The sequence below is a fragment of the Bradyrhizobium sp. NDS-1 genome (assembly GCF_032918005.1).
Classification (GTDB): Bacteria; Pseudomonadota; Alphaproteobacteria; order Rhizobiales; family Xanthobacteraceae; genus Bradyrhizobium; species Bradyrhizobium tunisiense.
The window spans coordinates 874326-888768 of record NZ_CP136628.1 but is presented as its reverse complement, the minus strand read 5'-3'; the positions used below and the strand labels follow the sequence as shown (position 1 = coordinate 888768).

At 64.8% G+C, this 14443-nt stretch carries 17 protein-coding genes; 10 read left to right on the top strand and 7 right to left on the bottom strand.

Annotated features, from left to right (window positions below; translation table 11 throughout):
• Positions 1-152: 152 nt before the first annotated feature.
• Both RX330_RS04115 and irr read right to left on the bottom strand, forming a co-directional pair.
• Positions 153-374, bottom strand: coding sequence for a hypothetical protein (locus RX330_RS04115; RefSeq protein ID WP_317242157.1), 222 nt, complete (start codon positions 372-374; stop codon positions 153-155).
• Positions 375-404: 30 nt separating this feature from the next.
• Positions 405-908: a Fur family transcriptional regulator Irr gene (irr, locus tag RX330_RS04110; protein ID WP_317242156.1), complete on the bottom strand. Its 504-nt coding sequence runs from the start codon at positions 906-908 to the stop codon at positions 405-407.
• A gap of 179 nt (positions 909-1087) precedes the next feature.
• Here irr and RX330_RS04105 point away from each other — a divergent pair, with 179 nt between their 5' ends.
• Complete coding sequence (locus RX330_RS04105; RefSeq protein WP_212079743.1) at positions 1088-1399, top strand: hypothetical protein; 312 nt, start codon at positions 1088-1090, stop codon at positions 1397-1399.
• Positions 1400-1402: 3 nt separating this feature from the next.
• On the opposite strand, the gene RX330_RS04100 is transcribed toward RX330_RS04105, so the two are convergent.
• From RX330_RS04100 to RX330_RS04090, 3 genes are all read right to left on the bottom strand, one after another.
• Entirely contained in the window at positions 1403-1972 is a 570-nt protein-coding gene (locus tag RX330_RS04100) for a DUF2147 domain-containing protein (RefSeq protein WP_212079742.1), read from the bottom strand.
• 33 nt (positions 1973-2005) lie between these two features.
• Positions 2006-2668, bottom strand: a complete 663-nt coding sequence (locus tag RX330_RS04095; protein ID WP_317242155.1) for a DUF3313 domain-containing protein — start codon at positions 2666-2668, stop codon at positions 2006-2008.
• A 251-nt stretch (positions 2669-2919) separates the two neighbouring features.
• Positions 2920-3558, bottom strand: coding sequence for a TetR/AcrR family transcriptional regulator (locus RX330_RS04090; protein ID WP_317242154.1), 639 nt, complete (start codon positions 3556-3558; stop codon positions 2920-2922).
• A 216-nt stretch (positions 3559-3774) separates the two neighbouring features.
• On the opposite strand from RX330_RS04090, the gene RX330_RS04085 reads away from it, so the two are divergent.
• From RX330_RS04085 to RX330_RS04060, 6 genes are all read left to right on the top strand, one after another.
• Positions 3775-5325, top strand: coding sequence for an ABC transporter substrate-binding protein (locus RX330_RS04085; RefSeq protein ID WP_317242153.1), 1551 nt, complete (start codon positions 3775-3777; stop codon positions 5323-5325).
• 270 nt (positions 5326-5595) lie between these two features.
• Positions 5596-6567, top strand: a complete 972-nt coding sequence (locus RX330_RS04080) for an ABC transporter permease (protein ID WP_317242152.1) — start codon at positions 5596-5598, stop codon at positions 6565-6567.
• Positions 6564-7403 carry an ABC transporter permease gene (locus RX330_RS04075; protein WP_317242151.1) on the top strand — a complete coding sequence of 280 codons (840 nt, stop codon included), beginning with the start codon at positions 6564-6566 and terminating at the stop codon, positions 7401-7403. The genes RX330_RS04080 and RX330_RS04075 overlap by 4 nt, the downstream gene beginning before the upstream one ends.
• 2 nt (positions 7404-7405) lie before the next feature.
• Positions 7406-9025, top strand: coding sequence for an ABC transporter ATP-binding protein (locus RX330_RS04070; RefSeq protein WP_317242150.1), 1620 nt, complete (start codon positions 7406-7408; stop codon positions 9023-9025).
• Between the two features lie 337 nt (positions 9026-9362).
• On the top strand, positions 9363-9536 hold the full coding sequence (locus RX330_RS04065) for a hypothetical protein (RefSeq protein ID WP_212079735.1): 174 nt from the start codon (positions 9363-9365) through the stop codon (positions 9534-9536).
• A complete protein-coding gene (locus tag RX330_RS04060; RefSeq protein WP_212079734.1) occupies positions 9533-9742 on the top strand; it encodes a hypothetical protein in 210 nt (69 codons plus the stop codon). Before RX330_RS04065 ends, RX330_RS04060 begins: the two co-directional genes overlap by 4 nt.
• Positions 9743-9840: 98 nt before the next feature.
• Here the strand turns inward: RX330_RS04060 and RX330_RS04055 are convergent, their stop codons facing one another.
• Together RX330_RS04055 and RX330_RS04050 are read right to left on the bottom strand one after the other, a co-directional pair.
• Positions 9841-10125 (bottom strand): hypothetical protein, encoded by a 285-nt coding sequence (locus RX330_RS04055; protein WP_212079733.1) that lies wholly within the window; start codon positions 10123-10125, stop codon positions 9841-9843.
• Between the two features lie 121 nt (positions 10126-10246).
• Positions 10247-10588 (bottom strand): hypothetical protein, encoded by a 342-nt coding sequence (locus tag RX330_RS04050; RefSeq protein WP_212079732.1) that lies wholly within the window; start codon positions 10586-10588, stop codon positions 10247-10249.
• 120 nt (positions 10589-10708) lie between these two features.
• On the opposite strand from RX330_RS04050, the gene RX330_RS04045 reads away from it, so the two are divergent.
• The 3 genes from RX330_RS04045 to RX330_RS04035 all read left to right on the top strand — a co-directional run bounded on the left by RX330_RS04045 (position 10709) and on the right by RX330_RS04035 (position 14297).
• Positions 10709-11029 carry a hypothetical protein gene (locus RX330_RS04045; protein WP_212079731.1) on the top strand — a complete coding sequence of 107 codons (321 nt, stop codon included), beginning with the start codon at positions 10709-10711 and terminating at the stop codon, positions 11027-11029.
• Positions 11030-11254: 225 nt separating this feature from the next.
• Positions 11255-11980 carry an outer membrane protein gene (locus RX330_RS04040; RefSeq protein ID WP_212079730.1) on the top strand — a complete coding sequence of 242 codons (726 nt, stop codon included), beginning with the start codon at positions 11255-11257 and terminating at the stop codon, positions 11978-11980.
• 163 nt (positions 11981-12143) lie between these two features.
• A complete protein-coding gene (locus RX330_RS04035; protein WP_212079729.1) occupies positions 12144-14297 on the top strand; it encodes a methyl-accepting chemotaxis protein in 2154 nt (717 codons plus the stop codon).
• Positions 14298-14443 lie beyond the last annotated feature (146 nt).

Here is a 14443-nt window from a genome sequence, read left to right as displayed (position 1 = left end):
TCGTTGGTCACCACACCATGCATCCCGGACGGGCCCGGAGCTTTCGCGAACGATTGATTTTCGCCTGAGGCGACTTTGATTTTTGCTTGAGACGACGAAAACGTGCGTTTTCGCGTTGAAAACGACGTGCGCGACGGCGTTTCTGCGGGAACTCACCTGCGGCAGGGCCGCCGTGCCGCTTGCGGCAGCAAGTGTTCGATCGCCTGCTCTATCTCGTCGCGCAACGCGCGCGTGCGGTCAGCAAGGCTGACCCGATCGGCCGGATCTGGAGCAATCAAGTCGTCTCGGATTCCGCGCTGAACAGAGGGATCAATGCCGCCGCGCAGGACCCAGCGGCCGGTGAAGGCGATCGCCGTGCACGCCTTCGAGAACATGAGCGGCGATGCCGCACAGGATTATTTCGGCTATGGGATCAGCGAGGACGTCGTGCGCTTGCGGCGCAAATGGACGATGACGTCGAGCCGCGCGATCTCGTGCCCGGGAAGCGCCTCGGGGATCTTGGTGAAGGCGAGGCCGTCGGCGACGTCGACCAGCATATCCTCGCCTTCGAGATAGAAGTGCGCATGCACCGACGTGTCGGTGTCGAAGAACGACTTGATGCCGTCGGCCGCGATCCGGCGGAGCAGGCCCGCCTCGGTGAACTGATTCAGCGTGTTGTAGACCGTCGCGAGCGACAGAAACGCGTTCGCCGCCATCGCCTCTTCATAGAGGCTCTCAGCGGTGACATGACGATGGCCGCCCAGGAACAGCAATTGACCGAGCGCGAGGCGCTGACGCGTCGGGCGCAGGCCGGCATTGCCCAACAATTGCAGGCAGTGCTGCACGCCCGCGTCCGGCGGGTGCTCATGGCTGGCGACATCAGGTCCGCACTCGTGATCCACGGCAACAGTCGCGGCTTGGATGTCCATCGATCGTCTCACGGCTGAAGGGAGCTGGACACGCAGTTCCGGGTCCAGCCAGTTGCCATTCGATCGCAAAAGCGGCAACCCGGCTTTGATCCGGATCAAATCCGAACGCCGTCTCTGACCTATCGCAAGGCAGCCCGGTTCATTCCCGGTCAGAAGTGACTGATATCGACGAGGTTCAGATGTCCAGGCCGGTTCCCGACAAGGCAGAGGTCGCGCTCGAATATCCCGACAAATTCTATGTCGGCACCTTCGAGCATTCATCGCGGTTCGAGGCGCGGCTCGACGGCAGCGGTGTCGCGCTGGTGCTGCAACATCCCGGCGCGGCCGACGAGCGAAAATCGGTGCACCTCCACCTCAATTTCGGCCTCCTCGCCGGCATCCTGCGTGAGCTCGCCGTCAGCGTCGCCGCCCTCCCCAAGGACGACATCGCACACCGCGAGCAGCTCGCGGATGCGCTCGACGAATTGCGCCAGGCGCTGCGGAGCTCCTGAAGGCTACTTGGCTTTCGCCTGGATCGGCCTCGGGGCCGGCAGCGCCGCCCATTCCCTGTCGGCACGGGGGCCGTTGAGATCGCCGGTCAGGCCGACGAGCTGGCCGGGCAGCACATCGAGGGTCTGCTGCCAGGTCTGGGTCTGGCAAAGGAACTTGATGAGGCAACCCTTGAGCTTGAGGCGGTCCGGAGATTCGCGCCAGATCGACACCGAATAGGACTTGCCGTCCTCGGCGTTGTAGATATCGCCGACGAAGCGCCCCTCGGGCGTCGCCTGCAGGCCCATGATGAGCTGGTGGCCGAGGAGTACGCGGGCGCGCTTGTCGGGATCGGGATTCTGGCTGTCGCGGTAAGGCTGGCCGCGCTTGTCGACCGGCTCCTTCATCCAGACGATGAAGCCGCAGAGACGGTCGCGCGAGGGGCCGCAGCGCTCGAGGCGAATGCGGGCGCGGCCGTCCTCGACCAGCCAGGTGCCGCTCGGATCTGCCGGTGTGGTGGCGCCGGCGCGGCCGCCAAACGCTAGCATCGCGATCGTGATCGCGATACGCAGCACGAAGCGAAGGAGAATGTTCATCGGCAGCACCTTTCGTTGAATGGATCTCGGGCGTCAGCGCAGTTGCGCCATCAGCGCGTCGGCCCCCTTGTCGAGACCGGCCGTGGCAGCCGCGAGCGCGCCGGCGGTGGCCTTGATGTCGTAGGCAGCCGGATATTGCTTGGTGACGTAGGCCGAGAGCAGCCGCGAGGTCGTCGCGTCGAAGATCTCGACGCCGTAGATGACCGAGCCGGTCATCGTCCCCTCGCCGTCGCGCGCGGCCTGCACGCCGTTGTAGATCGCGCCGGCCATGTCGAAGCGCGAGAGCGTGCCGAGCACCGGCGTGTTGGCGACGGCGCCGGTGAGCGTCAGCCTGACCCGCAGCGTGCTCGGTCCGCGCTCGCGCACCAGCGCGAAGCGACCGCGCAGCCGGTCGGCGAAGCAGTTCTGCATGTAGGCAGCGAGCGTCGCCTTGTCCCTGTCGGACATGTCGCCGAACTGGTGATCCCGCCCGCGATAGACCACGACGGGATCGAGGATCACCTTGTTATAGGCGCGCCAGTCGACCGGCGTGGAATAGCGGTAGGGCACGCGGCCGGAGGCATCCGACTTGTCCGGGGCCAGATAGGCCGAGGACGCCATCTCCGAATAAGGCACCGGCGCAACCGAGGCACAGCCGGCCATGCCCGCGCAAAGCACCAGCGTTCCCAGACCGCGCAGCGCGATCGAGCGATCCATTCCAGACTCCTCTTGGCACTGCTGAGTGCGTTGGCGACCGCAGCCGCGTCAGGGACCAGACACGGCTGCGGCGCTCACCATTGCCAACTCTCGGCTTCGTTGGGGGCCATCTCGGAAGCTTCGGGTTGTCTCAGTGCCTGGATTTATAAAACCGACCAGATGGTTTGTAAAGTTCGAAATTGAAGACCTGGCGCATTTGGCCGCAGGCGCGGCTTTGTGCAGGTCATCATTGGGCTTTCGTTAACGGTGAATCAGGCGCGCTTGGGCCGGCTTGCGGCCTTGGCGACCGCGGCCGTTCCGGATTTGGCGGCGCCCGTTGCGGCCGGCTGAGTGAGATCGGCCCATTGCGAATCGTCGAGCAAGCGCGCGAACAGCCGCTGATGCTCGTTCTTGCTAAGCGGCGACATGCCGAACAACGAGCTCAGCAGCAGACCCATCGCTCCGGCCCAGCGCAGCATCGCAAGATCGGGATCCGTGGCCTCGTCCTTGATCGCCGCCATCCGTTCCGCCTCGCGCTCGCGCGGCAGCGCCATCAGGCGAGGATTTTCCACCATCACCGCAACCAGCGCCAGCGCGGCGGAATTCGGCGAGCTGGCCGCTTCCCTGATAGTGGCGAGCTGGGTCGCCAGATGGGGATTTGCCGAGGTCGCACTGACCTTCGCCATATAGCGCGTCGAGAACTCCTCGAAATGCGCCAGTTGCCGCTCGAGCAACGCCTTCAGCACCGCCTCCTTGGTGCGGAACTGATGCATCACGCCGCCCTTGCTGAGGCCGCTCTCGCGCGCGATCGCATCGAGCGTCAACCGGCCCGGCCCGTCGCGCGCGACGATCGCGATGGCCGCCTCGAGCGCAGCGTTGCGGGATCGTTCGGAGCGGCTGGCGTTGTCCATGACCGACTTGTCCCCATGACACGACGATGAATCAAGTGGAAACAGGACGCGCTGTACATTTTTTGTGCGAACACTGTCGCGACTTTCATCTTGCAGCGCCGAACGAGACTATGTGAGCCTTGATGCCGGATGGGGACTGGGATGGGTCGGCCGTCGCTTTGCGCGCGAGGACGTTGCAAAGCGTTCACGGCTGGTCTCGCTTGAGAAAGATACGACATGCCAAAACGAGTGTTGCTTGGTCTCCTCCTGGCTTGCGGCCTCACGGCCCCGGCGCTGGCGCAAGAGCCGAAAACGGGGGGCGTGATCAACGCCGTGATCCAGCCCGAGCCGCCCGGCCTGATGCTCGCCATCGTCCAGAACGGTCCGACACAGATGGTGTCGGGCAACATCTTCGAGGGACTGTTGCGCTACAGCCCCAAGCTCGAACCGCAGCCGGAGCTCGCCGAGAGCTGGAGCGTGAGCGAGGACGCCAAGACCTACACCTTCAAGCTCAGGAAGGGTGTGACCTGGCATGACGGCAAGCCCTTCACTGCGGCCGACGTGCTGTTCTCGGTCGAGATGCTGAAGCAGACGCATGCGCGTGCCCGCACCAACCTCGCCCAGGTCGACAAGATCGAGGCGCCGGACGACCATACGGTCGTCTTCACGCTGAAGCAGCCGTTCGGCCCGTTCCTCGGCATCTTCGAGGTCGGCTCGATGCCGATGGTGCCGAAGCATCTCTATGAAGGCACCGACTTCAAGACCAATCCCTACAACAACGCGCCCATCGGCACCGGACCCTTCATGTTCAGGGAATGGCAGAAGGGTTCGTTCATCCGCCTGGTCAAGAACCCGAACTATTACGAGAAGGGCAAGCCCTATATCGACGAGATCTACTGGCAGATCATTCCCGACGCCGCCGCGCGCTCGGTGGCGTATGAGACCGGCAAGGTCGACGTGCTGCCCGGCGGCTCGGTCGAGAACTTCGACGTGCCGCGCCTGTCCAAGCTCAAAGACACTTGCGTCACGGGCGCCGGCTGGGAGTTCTTCTCGCCGCTCTCCTGGCTGTGGCTCAACAACCGCCAGGGTCCGCTCGCCGACAAGCGGGTGCGGCAGGCGGTCATGTATGCGATCGACCGCGACTTCGCCAAGCACGTGATCTGGAACGGGCTCGGCAAGGTCGCCACGGGGCCGTCCGCCTCGACCATCAAATACTACACCGACGATGTGAAGAAATATCCGTACGACCCCGCGAAGGCCAAGGCGCTTCTGAAGGAGGCCGGTTACAAGGGCGAGAAGATCCGCCTGTTGCCGCTCGCCTATGGCGAGACCTGGCAGCGCTGGGGTGAAGCCGTGAAGCAGAACCTGATGGACGTCGGCATCAACATCGAGACCATCGCCACCGACGTTGCCGGCGGCAACCAGAAGATCGGCGACTGGGATTACGACATCGCCTTCACTTATCTCTACCAATACGGCGATCCCGCACTCGGCGTCGGCCGCAACTACATCTCCAGCAACATCGCCAAGGGCCAGGTCTTCAACAATGTCGAGGGTTACTCCAACCCGGAGATCGACAAGCTGTTCGCAGACGGCGCGGTCGCGACCCCGGACTCCAAGCGCAAGGAGATCTACGAGAAGGCGCAGAAGATCCTGGTCGAGGACGTGCCCGTGGCCTGGATGCTCGAGCTGCAATTCCCGACGATCACACGGTGCAAGGTCAAGAACCTGATCACCACGGGCATCGGGGTCAATGACGGCTTCAAGGACGCGTGGCTCGACAAGTGAGGGACGCCTCGCGTCTGATCTCTCGTGCTGTAGCTTTCGCCGAATGATGACTGTCCGAGCCACGGAAAAGGTGCACCTCTCCCGCTTGCGGGGGAGGTCGACGCGCGCCGGGCGATGCGAAGCATCGTCCCAAGCGCGGCGGGTGGAGGCGCTCTCCACGCGAAGACTTCCACTGCGGAAACACCTCCACCCCAACCCTGCCCCGCAAGCGGGAGAGGGGGCGCACCGTCGCTGCGGCGACCCTCTCGTCAAACAAGCGTCGCTCTAACTATGCTCTCCTTCATCGCTCAGCGTGTCCTGAAGGGCGTGATCGTCCTGCTCGCGATCGTCGTCCTCAATTTCTTCCTGATCCGGCTCGCGCCCGGCGACCCCGCGGTCGTGATGGCGGGCGAGGCCGGGGCCAGTGACCAGGTCTTCGTCAAGCAGCTCCGGGAAAAATTCGGCCTCGACAAGCCGCTGCCCGAGCAGCTCTTGATCTACGTCAAGGGCGTGGTCACGCTCGACCTCGGATTCTCCTTCCGCCAGCAGGCGCCGGTGGCCAAGCTGATCGGCGAACGGCTGCCGGCGACGCTGCTGCTGACGCTGACGGCATTCGCGATCTCGCTCGTGCTCGGCATTCTGTTCGGCACCTTCGCCGCGCGCTTTGCCGGAACCTTCCTCGACACGGCCATCACCGTGTTCGCGCTGATCTTCTACGCCATGCCGCTTTTCTGGGTGGCGCTGATGGGAATCCTGCTGTTCTCGGTCACCATGGATTGGCTGCCTAGCTTCGGTTACGAGACGGTCGGCGCCAATCTCACTGGCCTTGCCCACGCGATCGACGTCGCAAAACACCTGATCATGCCGGCAATGACGCTGGGCCTGTTCTTCATGGCGACCTACACCCGCATGACGCGCGCCTCGATGCTGGAGGTGAAGCGGCTCGACTTCGTCAAGACGGCGCGGGCCAAGGGCCTGTCCGACGCCGTGATCCAGCGCCGCCACGTGCTGCGCAACGCGCTGCTGCCGGTCGTGACGCTCGCCGGCGTGCATTCCGGCACGCTGATCGGCGGTGCCGTCATCACCGAGACCGTGTTCGCCTGGCCCGGCATCGGGCGCCTGATGTACGACGCCCTGCTCCAGCGCGACTACAATCTGCTGCTCGGCGTCTTCGTGATCTGCTCCGCCATGGTGCTGATCTTCAACCTCATCACCGACCTGGTCTATCGCTTGGTCGATCCACGCATCGAATTCGCCGCATGAAGCAGTTCTGGAAATCGATGTTGCGCAGCCCGAGCGGCGTCATCGGGCTCGTCATTCTCGTGCTCGCGATCTCGGTCGCATTGTTCGGGCCGATGCTGTTCCCGAACTCGCCCTGGCGCATGGTGCAGCGGCCGTTCCTGCCGCCCTTCACGCTCTCGACGGTGCCGCTCGGGACCGACGCGCTCGGCCGCGACGTGTTCGCCGGCATGATCTTTGGCGCCCGCGTCTCGCTGCTGGTCGGTCTCGTCTCCACACTGGTGGCACTCGTCGTCGGCGTTCCCATCGGCGCCATGTCCGGCTATTTCGGCGGCAAGGTCGACGACGCCCTGATGCGCTTCACCGAGTTCTTCCAGACCATTCCAAGCTTCGCGCTTGCGATCGTGCTGGTCGCGATCCTGCAGCCCTCCATCTATTCGATCGTGGCCTCGATCGCGCTGGTGAGCTGGCCGCCGGTGGCCCGCCTCGTGCGCGGCGAAGTGCTGTCGCTGCGCACGCGCGAATATGTCCAGGCCGCCGTGGTCACCGGGCAGAGCAACAGCTGGATCATCCTGCGCGAGATTTTGCCCAACGCGCTGTCGCCGGTGATCGTGCTGGCTTCGCTGATGGTTGCGACCGCGATCCTGCTGGAATCCTCGCTGTCCTTCCTCGGTCTCGGCGATCCCAACCTGATCTCCTGGGGCTACATGGTCGGCGCCGGCCGCACCGTGATCCGCCAGGCTTGGTGGATCACCGTATTCCCCGGTGTCGCCATCCTGATCTCCGTGCTCGGGCTGAACCTGATCGGCGAAGGCCTCAACGACGCGCTCAATCCGCGCCTGTCGCGGGAGGGACGCTGACGATGACCGCGCCGCCCGCCGTCTCCATCAAGAACCTCAGGATCGCGCTGCCGAAGGGCGCCGAGCGGCCCTTCGCCGTCGACGGCGTCTCGCTGGATTTGCGGCCCGGCAAGATCGTCTGCGTCGTTGGAGAGTCCGGCTCCGGCAAGTCGATGTGCGCGCATGCGCTGATGGGCCTGTTGCCGGATACGGTATCCATCGCCTCCGGCGAGATCCAGTTCGAAGGCCGCGACCTGCTCAAGCTCGATGACGACGGCTGGCGCGATCTGCGCGGCCGCAGGCTGGCGATGATCTTTCAGGAGCCGATGACCGCGCTCAATCCGTTGATGCGGATCGGCGACCAGATGGCGGAGATGTTCGAGGCGCACGGCCTGCTGACGCCCAGGGAGCGACGCGCGCGAGCGCTGGCGCTGGCGCGCGAGGTCGGCCTGCCCGACCCCGAGCGCATCGTCCGCGCCTACCCGCACCAGCTCTCGGGCGGCCAGCGCCAGCGCGCCATGATCGCAATGGCGCTCGCGCTCGAGCCGGCCGTGCTGGTCGCGGACGAACCGACCACCGCGCTCGACGTCACCACGCAAGCGCAGATCCTTAAGCTGATCCGTAACCTCCAGCGCAACCGCAACATGGCGGTGATGTTCATCACCCATGATTTCGGCGTGGTCGCCGACATCGCCGACCAGGTCGTGGTGCTCAGGCATGGCAAGGTCGTCGAGGAAGGCCCGGCCGCGGCCGTCTTCAACGAGCCGCAGCACGACTACACCAAGGCGCTGCTCGCAGCGGTCCCCTCGATGGATCCGCCGGCGCGAAAGCCGCTCGATGATCAGGCCAGGGCGGTCGAGGTGATCGGGCTGGACAAGACCTATGTGACATCGGGCGGCTGGTTTCGCGAGGATCGCCGCGTCGATGCGGCGCGCGCGGTCAATTTTGATATCTTCAAGGGCGAGACGCTCGGCCTCGTCGGCGAATCCGGCTCCGGAAAATCGTCGGTGGCGCGGCTCGTGATGCGGCTGATCGAGGCCGACCGCGGCACGGTGCGGATCGGCGACACCGATCTCACCTCGCTCGCTGGCAAGGCGCTGCGCACCGAGCGCCATCGCATCCAGATGATCTTCCAGGATCCGTTCGCCTCGCTGAATCCGCGGCGCAAGGTCGGCCACATCATCGCCGACGGCCCGATCGCGGCCGGCATCGATCCGAAGGTCGCGTTCGACCGCGCCCGCGATCTTCTCAAGATGGTGGGCCTGGATGCCGGCGCACTCGAACGCTATCCGCATGAGTTCTCGGGCGGCCAGCGCCAGCGTATCGGCATTGCGCGGGCGCTCGCGCTCGAGCCCGAGATCATCGTCGCGGACGAGGCCGTCTCCGCGCTCGACGTCTCCGTGCAAGCGCAAGTCCTGAGGCTGCTCGAAGACCTCAAGGTGCGCCTCGGCCTGTCGATGCTGTTCATCACCCACGATTTGCGCGTCGCGGCCCAAATCTGCGACCGCATCGCGGTGATGCAGCGCGGCGCCATCGTCGAGCTGAAGCCGACGGCACAGCTCTTCGCAGCCCCGGAGCATCCCTATACGCGGGAGTTGCTTGCAGCGGTGCCGGGACGCAAGGACCGCGCGCCGGCGGCCTGAGCGAAACGCGTGCGGCCCCGAATTCGGGAATGTTCCAAAACTTGCCCGCCGCACAGCGAGAAACATATTCGATCGAGCGGCATTTGCCTGGCGAGTTGTCTTGCTGGCGGCAGCAAGGGGTAAGTTGGCACCGGCACTCGCGCGTTATGAGGCGGTGCGCGGCTTCGCAATTCAAGCGAGAGAACAACAGGGACGTCGGACCGCCGGAGTGCCATCACGCGCATTTGTTCTGACGTGACCGGCTGTGCCGTTTCGAAGTCGAAACGACGTCATAGATCTGGATGGAATGATCACCGTCATCTGATGACGGATTTGCCAACTGATATTCGGAGCCACCATGGGCGAAGTCATCCAATTTGTTTCGAAGTCCGAGCGCGAGCGAGTTCGTCTCATTCAGGAGGCACGCGCCATCTACGACAGCATCTTCCCGCCGGCTGATCCCGCCAGCGAGAGACAGGACAAGGCGACGGGCCGCGCGCTTGGCCGCGCCGACGGGAGTCACCTCGCATGATCAAGATCATCGCCGTGCTCTGCAGCCTCGCCTCTCCGAGCAATTGTCACGAGCAGGTCGTGACCACCTCCGACTTCGCCGAGATCTCGGTACAATCCTGCCTGATGGGCGCGCCGCAGCTCGCCGACTGGATGAACCAGCATCCGGCCGAACGCCTCGCTGCATGGCGCTGCGTGATCGGGAAGCAGAGCGGCAGGGGAATCTAGCAACGAAGCTTCTTCCGACCGAGCGAGCACGCGAGTGTGGACAATTCGCCGCCGGCGAATTCATGGCCCGCGCTTCCGGCACGCTGATCGGCATCGCTCTATCGGGTGGTGTTGCTCCAGGTCGGAGCGGAATTGGTCACACCGACCGAAGGCCAATTGTACGATCCGATCGACGGCGCCGTGACCGTGCCGACCGACTGTCCGGACGACCCGTAGGACGCTCTCGGCTGCGCTGCCGGCGCTCCCGCGCCGCCATAGGTCGGCGCCACCACACCGGTGCTGGAATGTCTGCTCGACCGGAGCTTCTTCGCCTCAGCCGCGAACGGCGCGACGAAAAGTCCGGCAGAGACGAGTGCGGCAATTGCGAGTTTGATGCCTGTCATGGCTGATCCCTGCGTCGCTGAGGCCCCTTTCGCCATCTGGTCGTTCGCCGGACGATTTCCAGAGGCACAAGTTCATAACTCCGTGCGCGCGCGAAGGTGCCGGGCACGATAGCGCCGCACGTCAGCGCCGCGTCGGCCGGCAGGCATGACGGTCGTGCCGCTCCTTCACAGCCGCGATCGAATGCATCAGTTCCTTGAAGACGGTGATCGCCTCATCTTCAACCGGCGCGCAATCGGTGCGGCTTTCGAGATGCTCGATCACGGCCAGCAGCGCGTCGGCGACCTGCCCGATCTGCTTGCCGTAGCTGCCGACATCCGACAGCAGGTCCTTCTCGACATCAGGCGCCGAGGACTGTCCGACCGTGATGTTGACGAGGCCGAACTGGCCGCCGGTAGGGCTGAAGAACGACGGATAGATGGACTGGACGACATCCCCCGACAAGGGCAGCTTGAACACGGGCATGGCAATTCCCTCGCTGACATTCGACCGGCGCGGAAAACACTATCACGATCATGCGCGCCTTCGGATGGACCCGAATCAGCGTTAGTGCATTGCGTTCAGTCTCCCCTGGACGCGAGCAGCATGACCGGCGCCGAACTGAAGCAACTCCGCAATGACCTCTCCGACGCGCTCGAGCGCAAGCTCACGGCGGCGGACATGGCAAAGCTGTGCGGATTACCGGAGAAGGGCGGCGCTGACACCATCCGGCGCTGGGAGGTCAGCGGCCCGACGCCCTCCGCGACCAAAGTGCTGCGCGTGCTCGCGATGGCGAGCGAGCGCTATCCGATCCTGGAGAAGTTCGACATCTTCGATCGCCATGACGTGCGCGTAGAGGACCGACCCGCAAAGCGCGCGGCGTTCCGCGAACAGATGCGGGATGAGGCGCGACGGCGTCTTGGTTAACGAAGCACGCGCCAGAGGTTACCGGGCAGAGCCGAAATTAGGTCTTTCTTCAGCACTTCTTAAGCCGACATTAAGCACGAAAATCATTTGCAGCCCAATAAGTTAGGTTGGCTGCCCTTGTGCCATGCATGTGACAGCATTTTCGTCAAAAGCGAGCTATCTGCAAAACCAACGCGGCGCGGACAGCGCGCCTGCCGGGGACATTGAGTGCTGGAGTTCAAGACGATGAAGAAGATTCTGTTTGCGACCGTTGCGCTGCTCGTGGTGGGCGCTGCTGCGCCGGCCGTCGGTGCCGATCTCGGCAACCGCAACTATTACAAGACGCCCGCGCCGGCCTATGCCGCGCCGATCTACAACTGGACCGGCTTCTACGTCGGCGGCCATATCGGCGGCGCCTTCTCCAGCGACAACAATTTCAACGGCCTCTCCACCGGCAACAACGGCAACGGCCGTTTCCTCGGCGGCGTGCAGGTCGGTGGTGACTGGCAGTTCCATCCGAATTTCTTGGTCGGCGTCGAGGGCCAGTATTCCTGGCTATCCGGCAGCGTCGGCGCGGTGTTTCCGGGCGGCATCGCCTACACCAACGACCAGCGCGGCCTCGGCTCGATCACCGGCCGCGTCGGCTACACCTGGGGCCCCGGTCTGATCTACGTGAAGGGCGGCTATGCCTACTCGGACAACAACGAGAAGGTGACCGTCGGCGGCGTGCCGACCGCCTTCGTGATCACTGGCGATCACCGCAACGGCTACACCGTCGGCGCTGGTCTCGAATACATGTTCGCCCCGAACTGGTCGGCCAAGGCCGAGTACCAGTACTACAATTTCGGCGACGCGAGCTTCACCGCCGGTCCGCTCGTAGGGACCGGCAGCTTCACCACCGACGATCACACCATCAAGGCGGGCGTCAACTACCGCTTCAACTGGGCAGCCCCGACTGTGGCGCGCTACTGATCGGTTACCAGAACCTTACCAATACCAAGGGCCGGCGATGTCGCCGGCCCTTCTTTTTTCGCTGTGCGGAACACGCCAACCGTTTGCGCAGATTGCGATTTTTTAACTCGCCGTGCGGATACTGCCCACCACAACCAGAAGCAAGAACGTTGGGGGAATTTCGATGGCGATCCGTCTCAGCCTTAGCGGCTCACTTGGCCGAATGCGGCCCCGTCTCAAAATGCCGACCTGGGGCGTGCGTGGCAGCCTGTTCGCGGCCTTCGCGGTGATCGCGGGCATGGGCCTCGTGATCTCGGCCGGCGCGGGCCTCGTGCTGCAAAATCTCGGCGGACGCATGAACGAGCTGAGCGGGCGGGACATTCCGCGCCTCGCCGCCAGTCTGCAATTATCGGCACTGAGCGCGAGCCTTGCGGCACAGGGGCCGGCCCTGCTTGCGGCTCAGACCGAGGAAGCCCTGAAGGAGCGCACCGCGAAGCTCAAGGAGTTGCAGGAGCAGACGCAGAAGAAGCTCAACGAGATCATCGAGCTCGGCGGCGACAAGACCGTCGTCTCCGGACTCAGCGAGACGATGAAGAGCATCAACGAGGCGGCCCAGAGCCTGGCCAAGGCCGCCCGCGAGCGGCTGGACATCGCCGCCCTTCACGACAAGCAGTATGACGCGCTGCGCAGCGCGCAGGGCGCCTTCGTCGGCGCGGCCAGCCCGGCGATGCTCGACGCGCAAACCCGAGTCAACGCCATTCTCGGCTCGGCCGATTTGTCCGCCGCGGACGCCTCCGACGCCGCGCAGACCGTCGGCCAGCTCGGCAACGTCGTCGCCAGCGGCAATCTCGCAGCCGCCAACATGAGCGCGGCGCTGTCGGCCAACACCAGCGACAAGCTCGACGACATCCAGAAGGAATTCAAGACGGCACAGGGCCGCCTGCGCTCCAACCTCGATCTGTTGCCGGACAATCAGGGCAACAAGATGCTGCGCGAAACGGCGGAGAAGCTGCTCGCGCTCGGCACCGGCAAGACCGGCGTGTTCAATCTGCGCGAGAAGGAGCTCGATTCCGTCGACTACGGCCAGACCATCCTGGACGAGACCCGCAAGCTCAATGTCGGCCTCGGCATCAGCGTGCAGCAGCTCGTCGAGGGCGTGCAGAAAGAGACCAACGCCTCGACCTTCCAGGCACAGCAGGAGATCTCGCTCGCGACGACCGCGATGCTGGCCCTTGGGGCCATGATGCTGGTCGGCTCGGCGTTGTTCGTCTGGCTCTATGTCGGCCGCAACATCCTGCGCCGGATCACCGGCCTGCAGCGCGCCATGCAGCGGCTCTCGGCCGGCGATCTCGACACGGAGATCCCGCGCGCCAGGCAAAATGACGAGATCGGCGCGATGACCGACACGTTGACAGTGTTCCGCGACAGCATGATCGAAGCCCGCGCGCTCGCCGCCGAGCAGGACAAGGACCGAATCGCCAAGGCCGAGCGGGCCGCGCGCATGGAAGCGAAGATCGCCGAATTCGAGAATACGGTGCGCTCCGCGCTCGACAATCTGGCGCAGTCGGCCAATTCCATGCAATCGACGGCTCAGAGCATGTCGACCACCGCCGACCAGTCCAACGCACTGGTCAACGCGGTCGCCTCCGCCGCCGAGGAGACCTCGGTCAACGTGCAGACCGTATCGTCGGGCACCGAGCAGCTGTCGTCCTCGATCGAGGAGATCAGCAGGCAGGTCGTCACTTCGGCTGCGATCGCCAAGAAGGCGGTCGACGAGGCCGGCGCCACCGACGCAACGGTGCAGAGCCTTGCCGACAGCGCAAGCCGCATCAGCGTCGTGGTCGATCTGATCCAGACCATCGCCTCGCAGACCAACCTGCTCGCGCTCAACGCCACCATCGAGGCGGCGCGTGCCGGCGAGGCCGGCCGCGGCTTTGCAGTGGTCGCCTCCGAGGTGAAGAGTCTCGCGAGCCAGACCGCCAAGGCGACGGAGGAAATCCGCAGCCAGATCGCCAGCATGCAGAACATCACGACATCGGCGGTCGGCGCCATCCAGGGCATCGGCCGGATCATCGGCGAGATCGACGGCGTGACCACGACGATCGCGGCCGCGGTCGAGGAGCAGGGCGCCGCCACCCGCGAGATCGCGCGCAACATCCAGCATGCGGCCGGCGGCACCAGCGAAGTCTCCAGCAACATCGTCGGGGTCTCCACCGCCTCGGCCGAAGCCGGCGCCGCCGCGAACGAAGTGCTGGGCGCCTCCGACGCGCTGCGGCGCGAAGCCGACCTGCTGCGCGGAGAGATCGACGCCTTCCTCAACAACATGCGGGCGGCCTGATCGTCATTCCGGGGCGGCGCGCAGCGCCGAACCCTCGCGCCACAATCTCGGGACTCCCGGGTGCGCAACCGCGCACCCGGGTTCGCGCTCGCGCGCGTCCCGGAATGACTGCGTTTTTCGACGACGCCATCCGGGCTACGGAAAAA

What these genes read in the sequence shown, in the direction of transcription:
- RX330_RS04100 (WP_212079742.1), bottom strand. Translation starts at nt 1,972, where the DNA reads ATGAACATTCTCCTTCGCTTCGTGCTGCGTATCGCGATCACGATCGCG.
- RX330_RS04035 (WP_212079729.1), top strand. Translation starts at nt 12,144, where the DNA reads ATGGCGATCCGTCTCAGCCTTAGCGGCTCACTTGGCCGAATGCGGCCC.
- RX330_RS04075 (WP_317242151.1), top strand. Translation starts at nt 6,564, where the DNA reads ATGAAGCAGTTCTGGAAATCGATGTTGCGCAGCCCGAGCGGCGTCATC.
- RX330_RS04105 (WP_212079743.1), top strand. Translation starts at nt 1,088, where the DNA reads ATGTCCAGGCCGGTTCCCGACAAGGCAGAGGTCGCGCTCGAATATCCC.
- RX330_RS04040 (WP_212079730.1), top strand. Translation starts at nt 11,255, where the DNA reads ATGAAGAAGATTCTGTTTGCGACCGTTGCGCTGCTCGTGGTGGGCGCT.
- RX330_RS04065 (WP_212079735.1), top strand. Translation starts at nt 9,363, where the DNA reads ATGGGCGAAGTCATCCAATTTGTTTCGAAGTCCGAGCGCGAGCGAGTT.
- RX330_RS04070 (WP_317242150.1), top strand. Translation starts at nt 7,406, where the DNA reads ATGACCGCGCCGCCCGCCGTCTCCATCAAGAACCTCAGGATCGCGCTG.
- RX330_RS04060 (WP_212079734.1), top strand. Translation starts at nt 9,533, where the DNA reads ATGATCAAGATCATCGCCGTGCTCTGCAGCCTCGCCTCTCCGAGCAAT.
- RX330_RS04115 (WP_317242157.1), bottom strand. Translation starts at nt 374, where the DNA reads ATGTTCTCGAAGGCGTGCACGGCGATCGCCTTCACCGGCCGCTGGGTC.
- RX330_RS04090 (WP_317242154.1), bottom strand. Translation starts at nt 3,558, where the DNA reads ATGGACAACGCCAGCCGCTCCGAACGATCCCGCAACGCTGCGCTCGAG.
- RX330_RS04055 (WP_212079733.1), bottom strand. Translation starts at nt 10,125, where the DNA reads ATGACAGGCATCAAACTCGCAATTGCCGCACTCGTCTCTGCCGGACTT.
- RX330_RS04080 (WP_317242152.1), top strand. Translation starts at nt 5,596, where the DNA reads ATGCTCTCCTTCATCGCTCAGCGTGTCCTGAAGGGCGTGATCGTCCTG.
- RX330_RS04050 (WP_212079732.1), bottom strand. Translation starts at nt 10,588, where the DNA reads ATGCCCGTGTTCAAGCTGCCCTTGTCGGGGGATGTCGTCCAGTCCATC.
- RX330_RS04085 (WP_317242153.1), top strand. Translation starts at nt 3,775, where the DNA reads ATGCCAAAACGAGTGTTGCTTGGTCTCCTCCTGGCTTGCGGCCTCACG.
- RX330_RS04045 (WP_212079731.1), top strand. Translation starts at nt 10,709, where the DNA reads ATGACCGGCGCCGAACTGAAGCAACTCCGCAATGACCTCTCCGACGCG.
- irr (WP_317242156.1), bottom strand. Translation starts at nt 908, where the DNA reads ATGGACATCCAAGCCGCGACTGTTGCCGTGGATCACGAGTGCGGACCT.
- RX330_RS04095 (WP_317242155.1), bottom strand. Translation starts at nt 2,668, where the DNA reads ATGGATCGCTCGATCGCGCTGCGCGGTCTGGGAACGCTGGTGCTTTGC.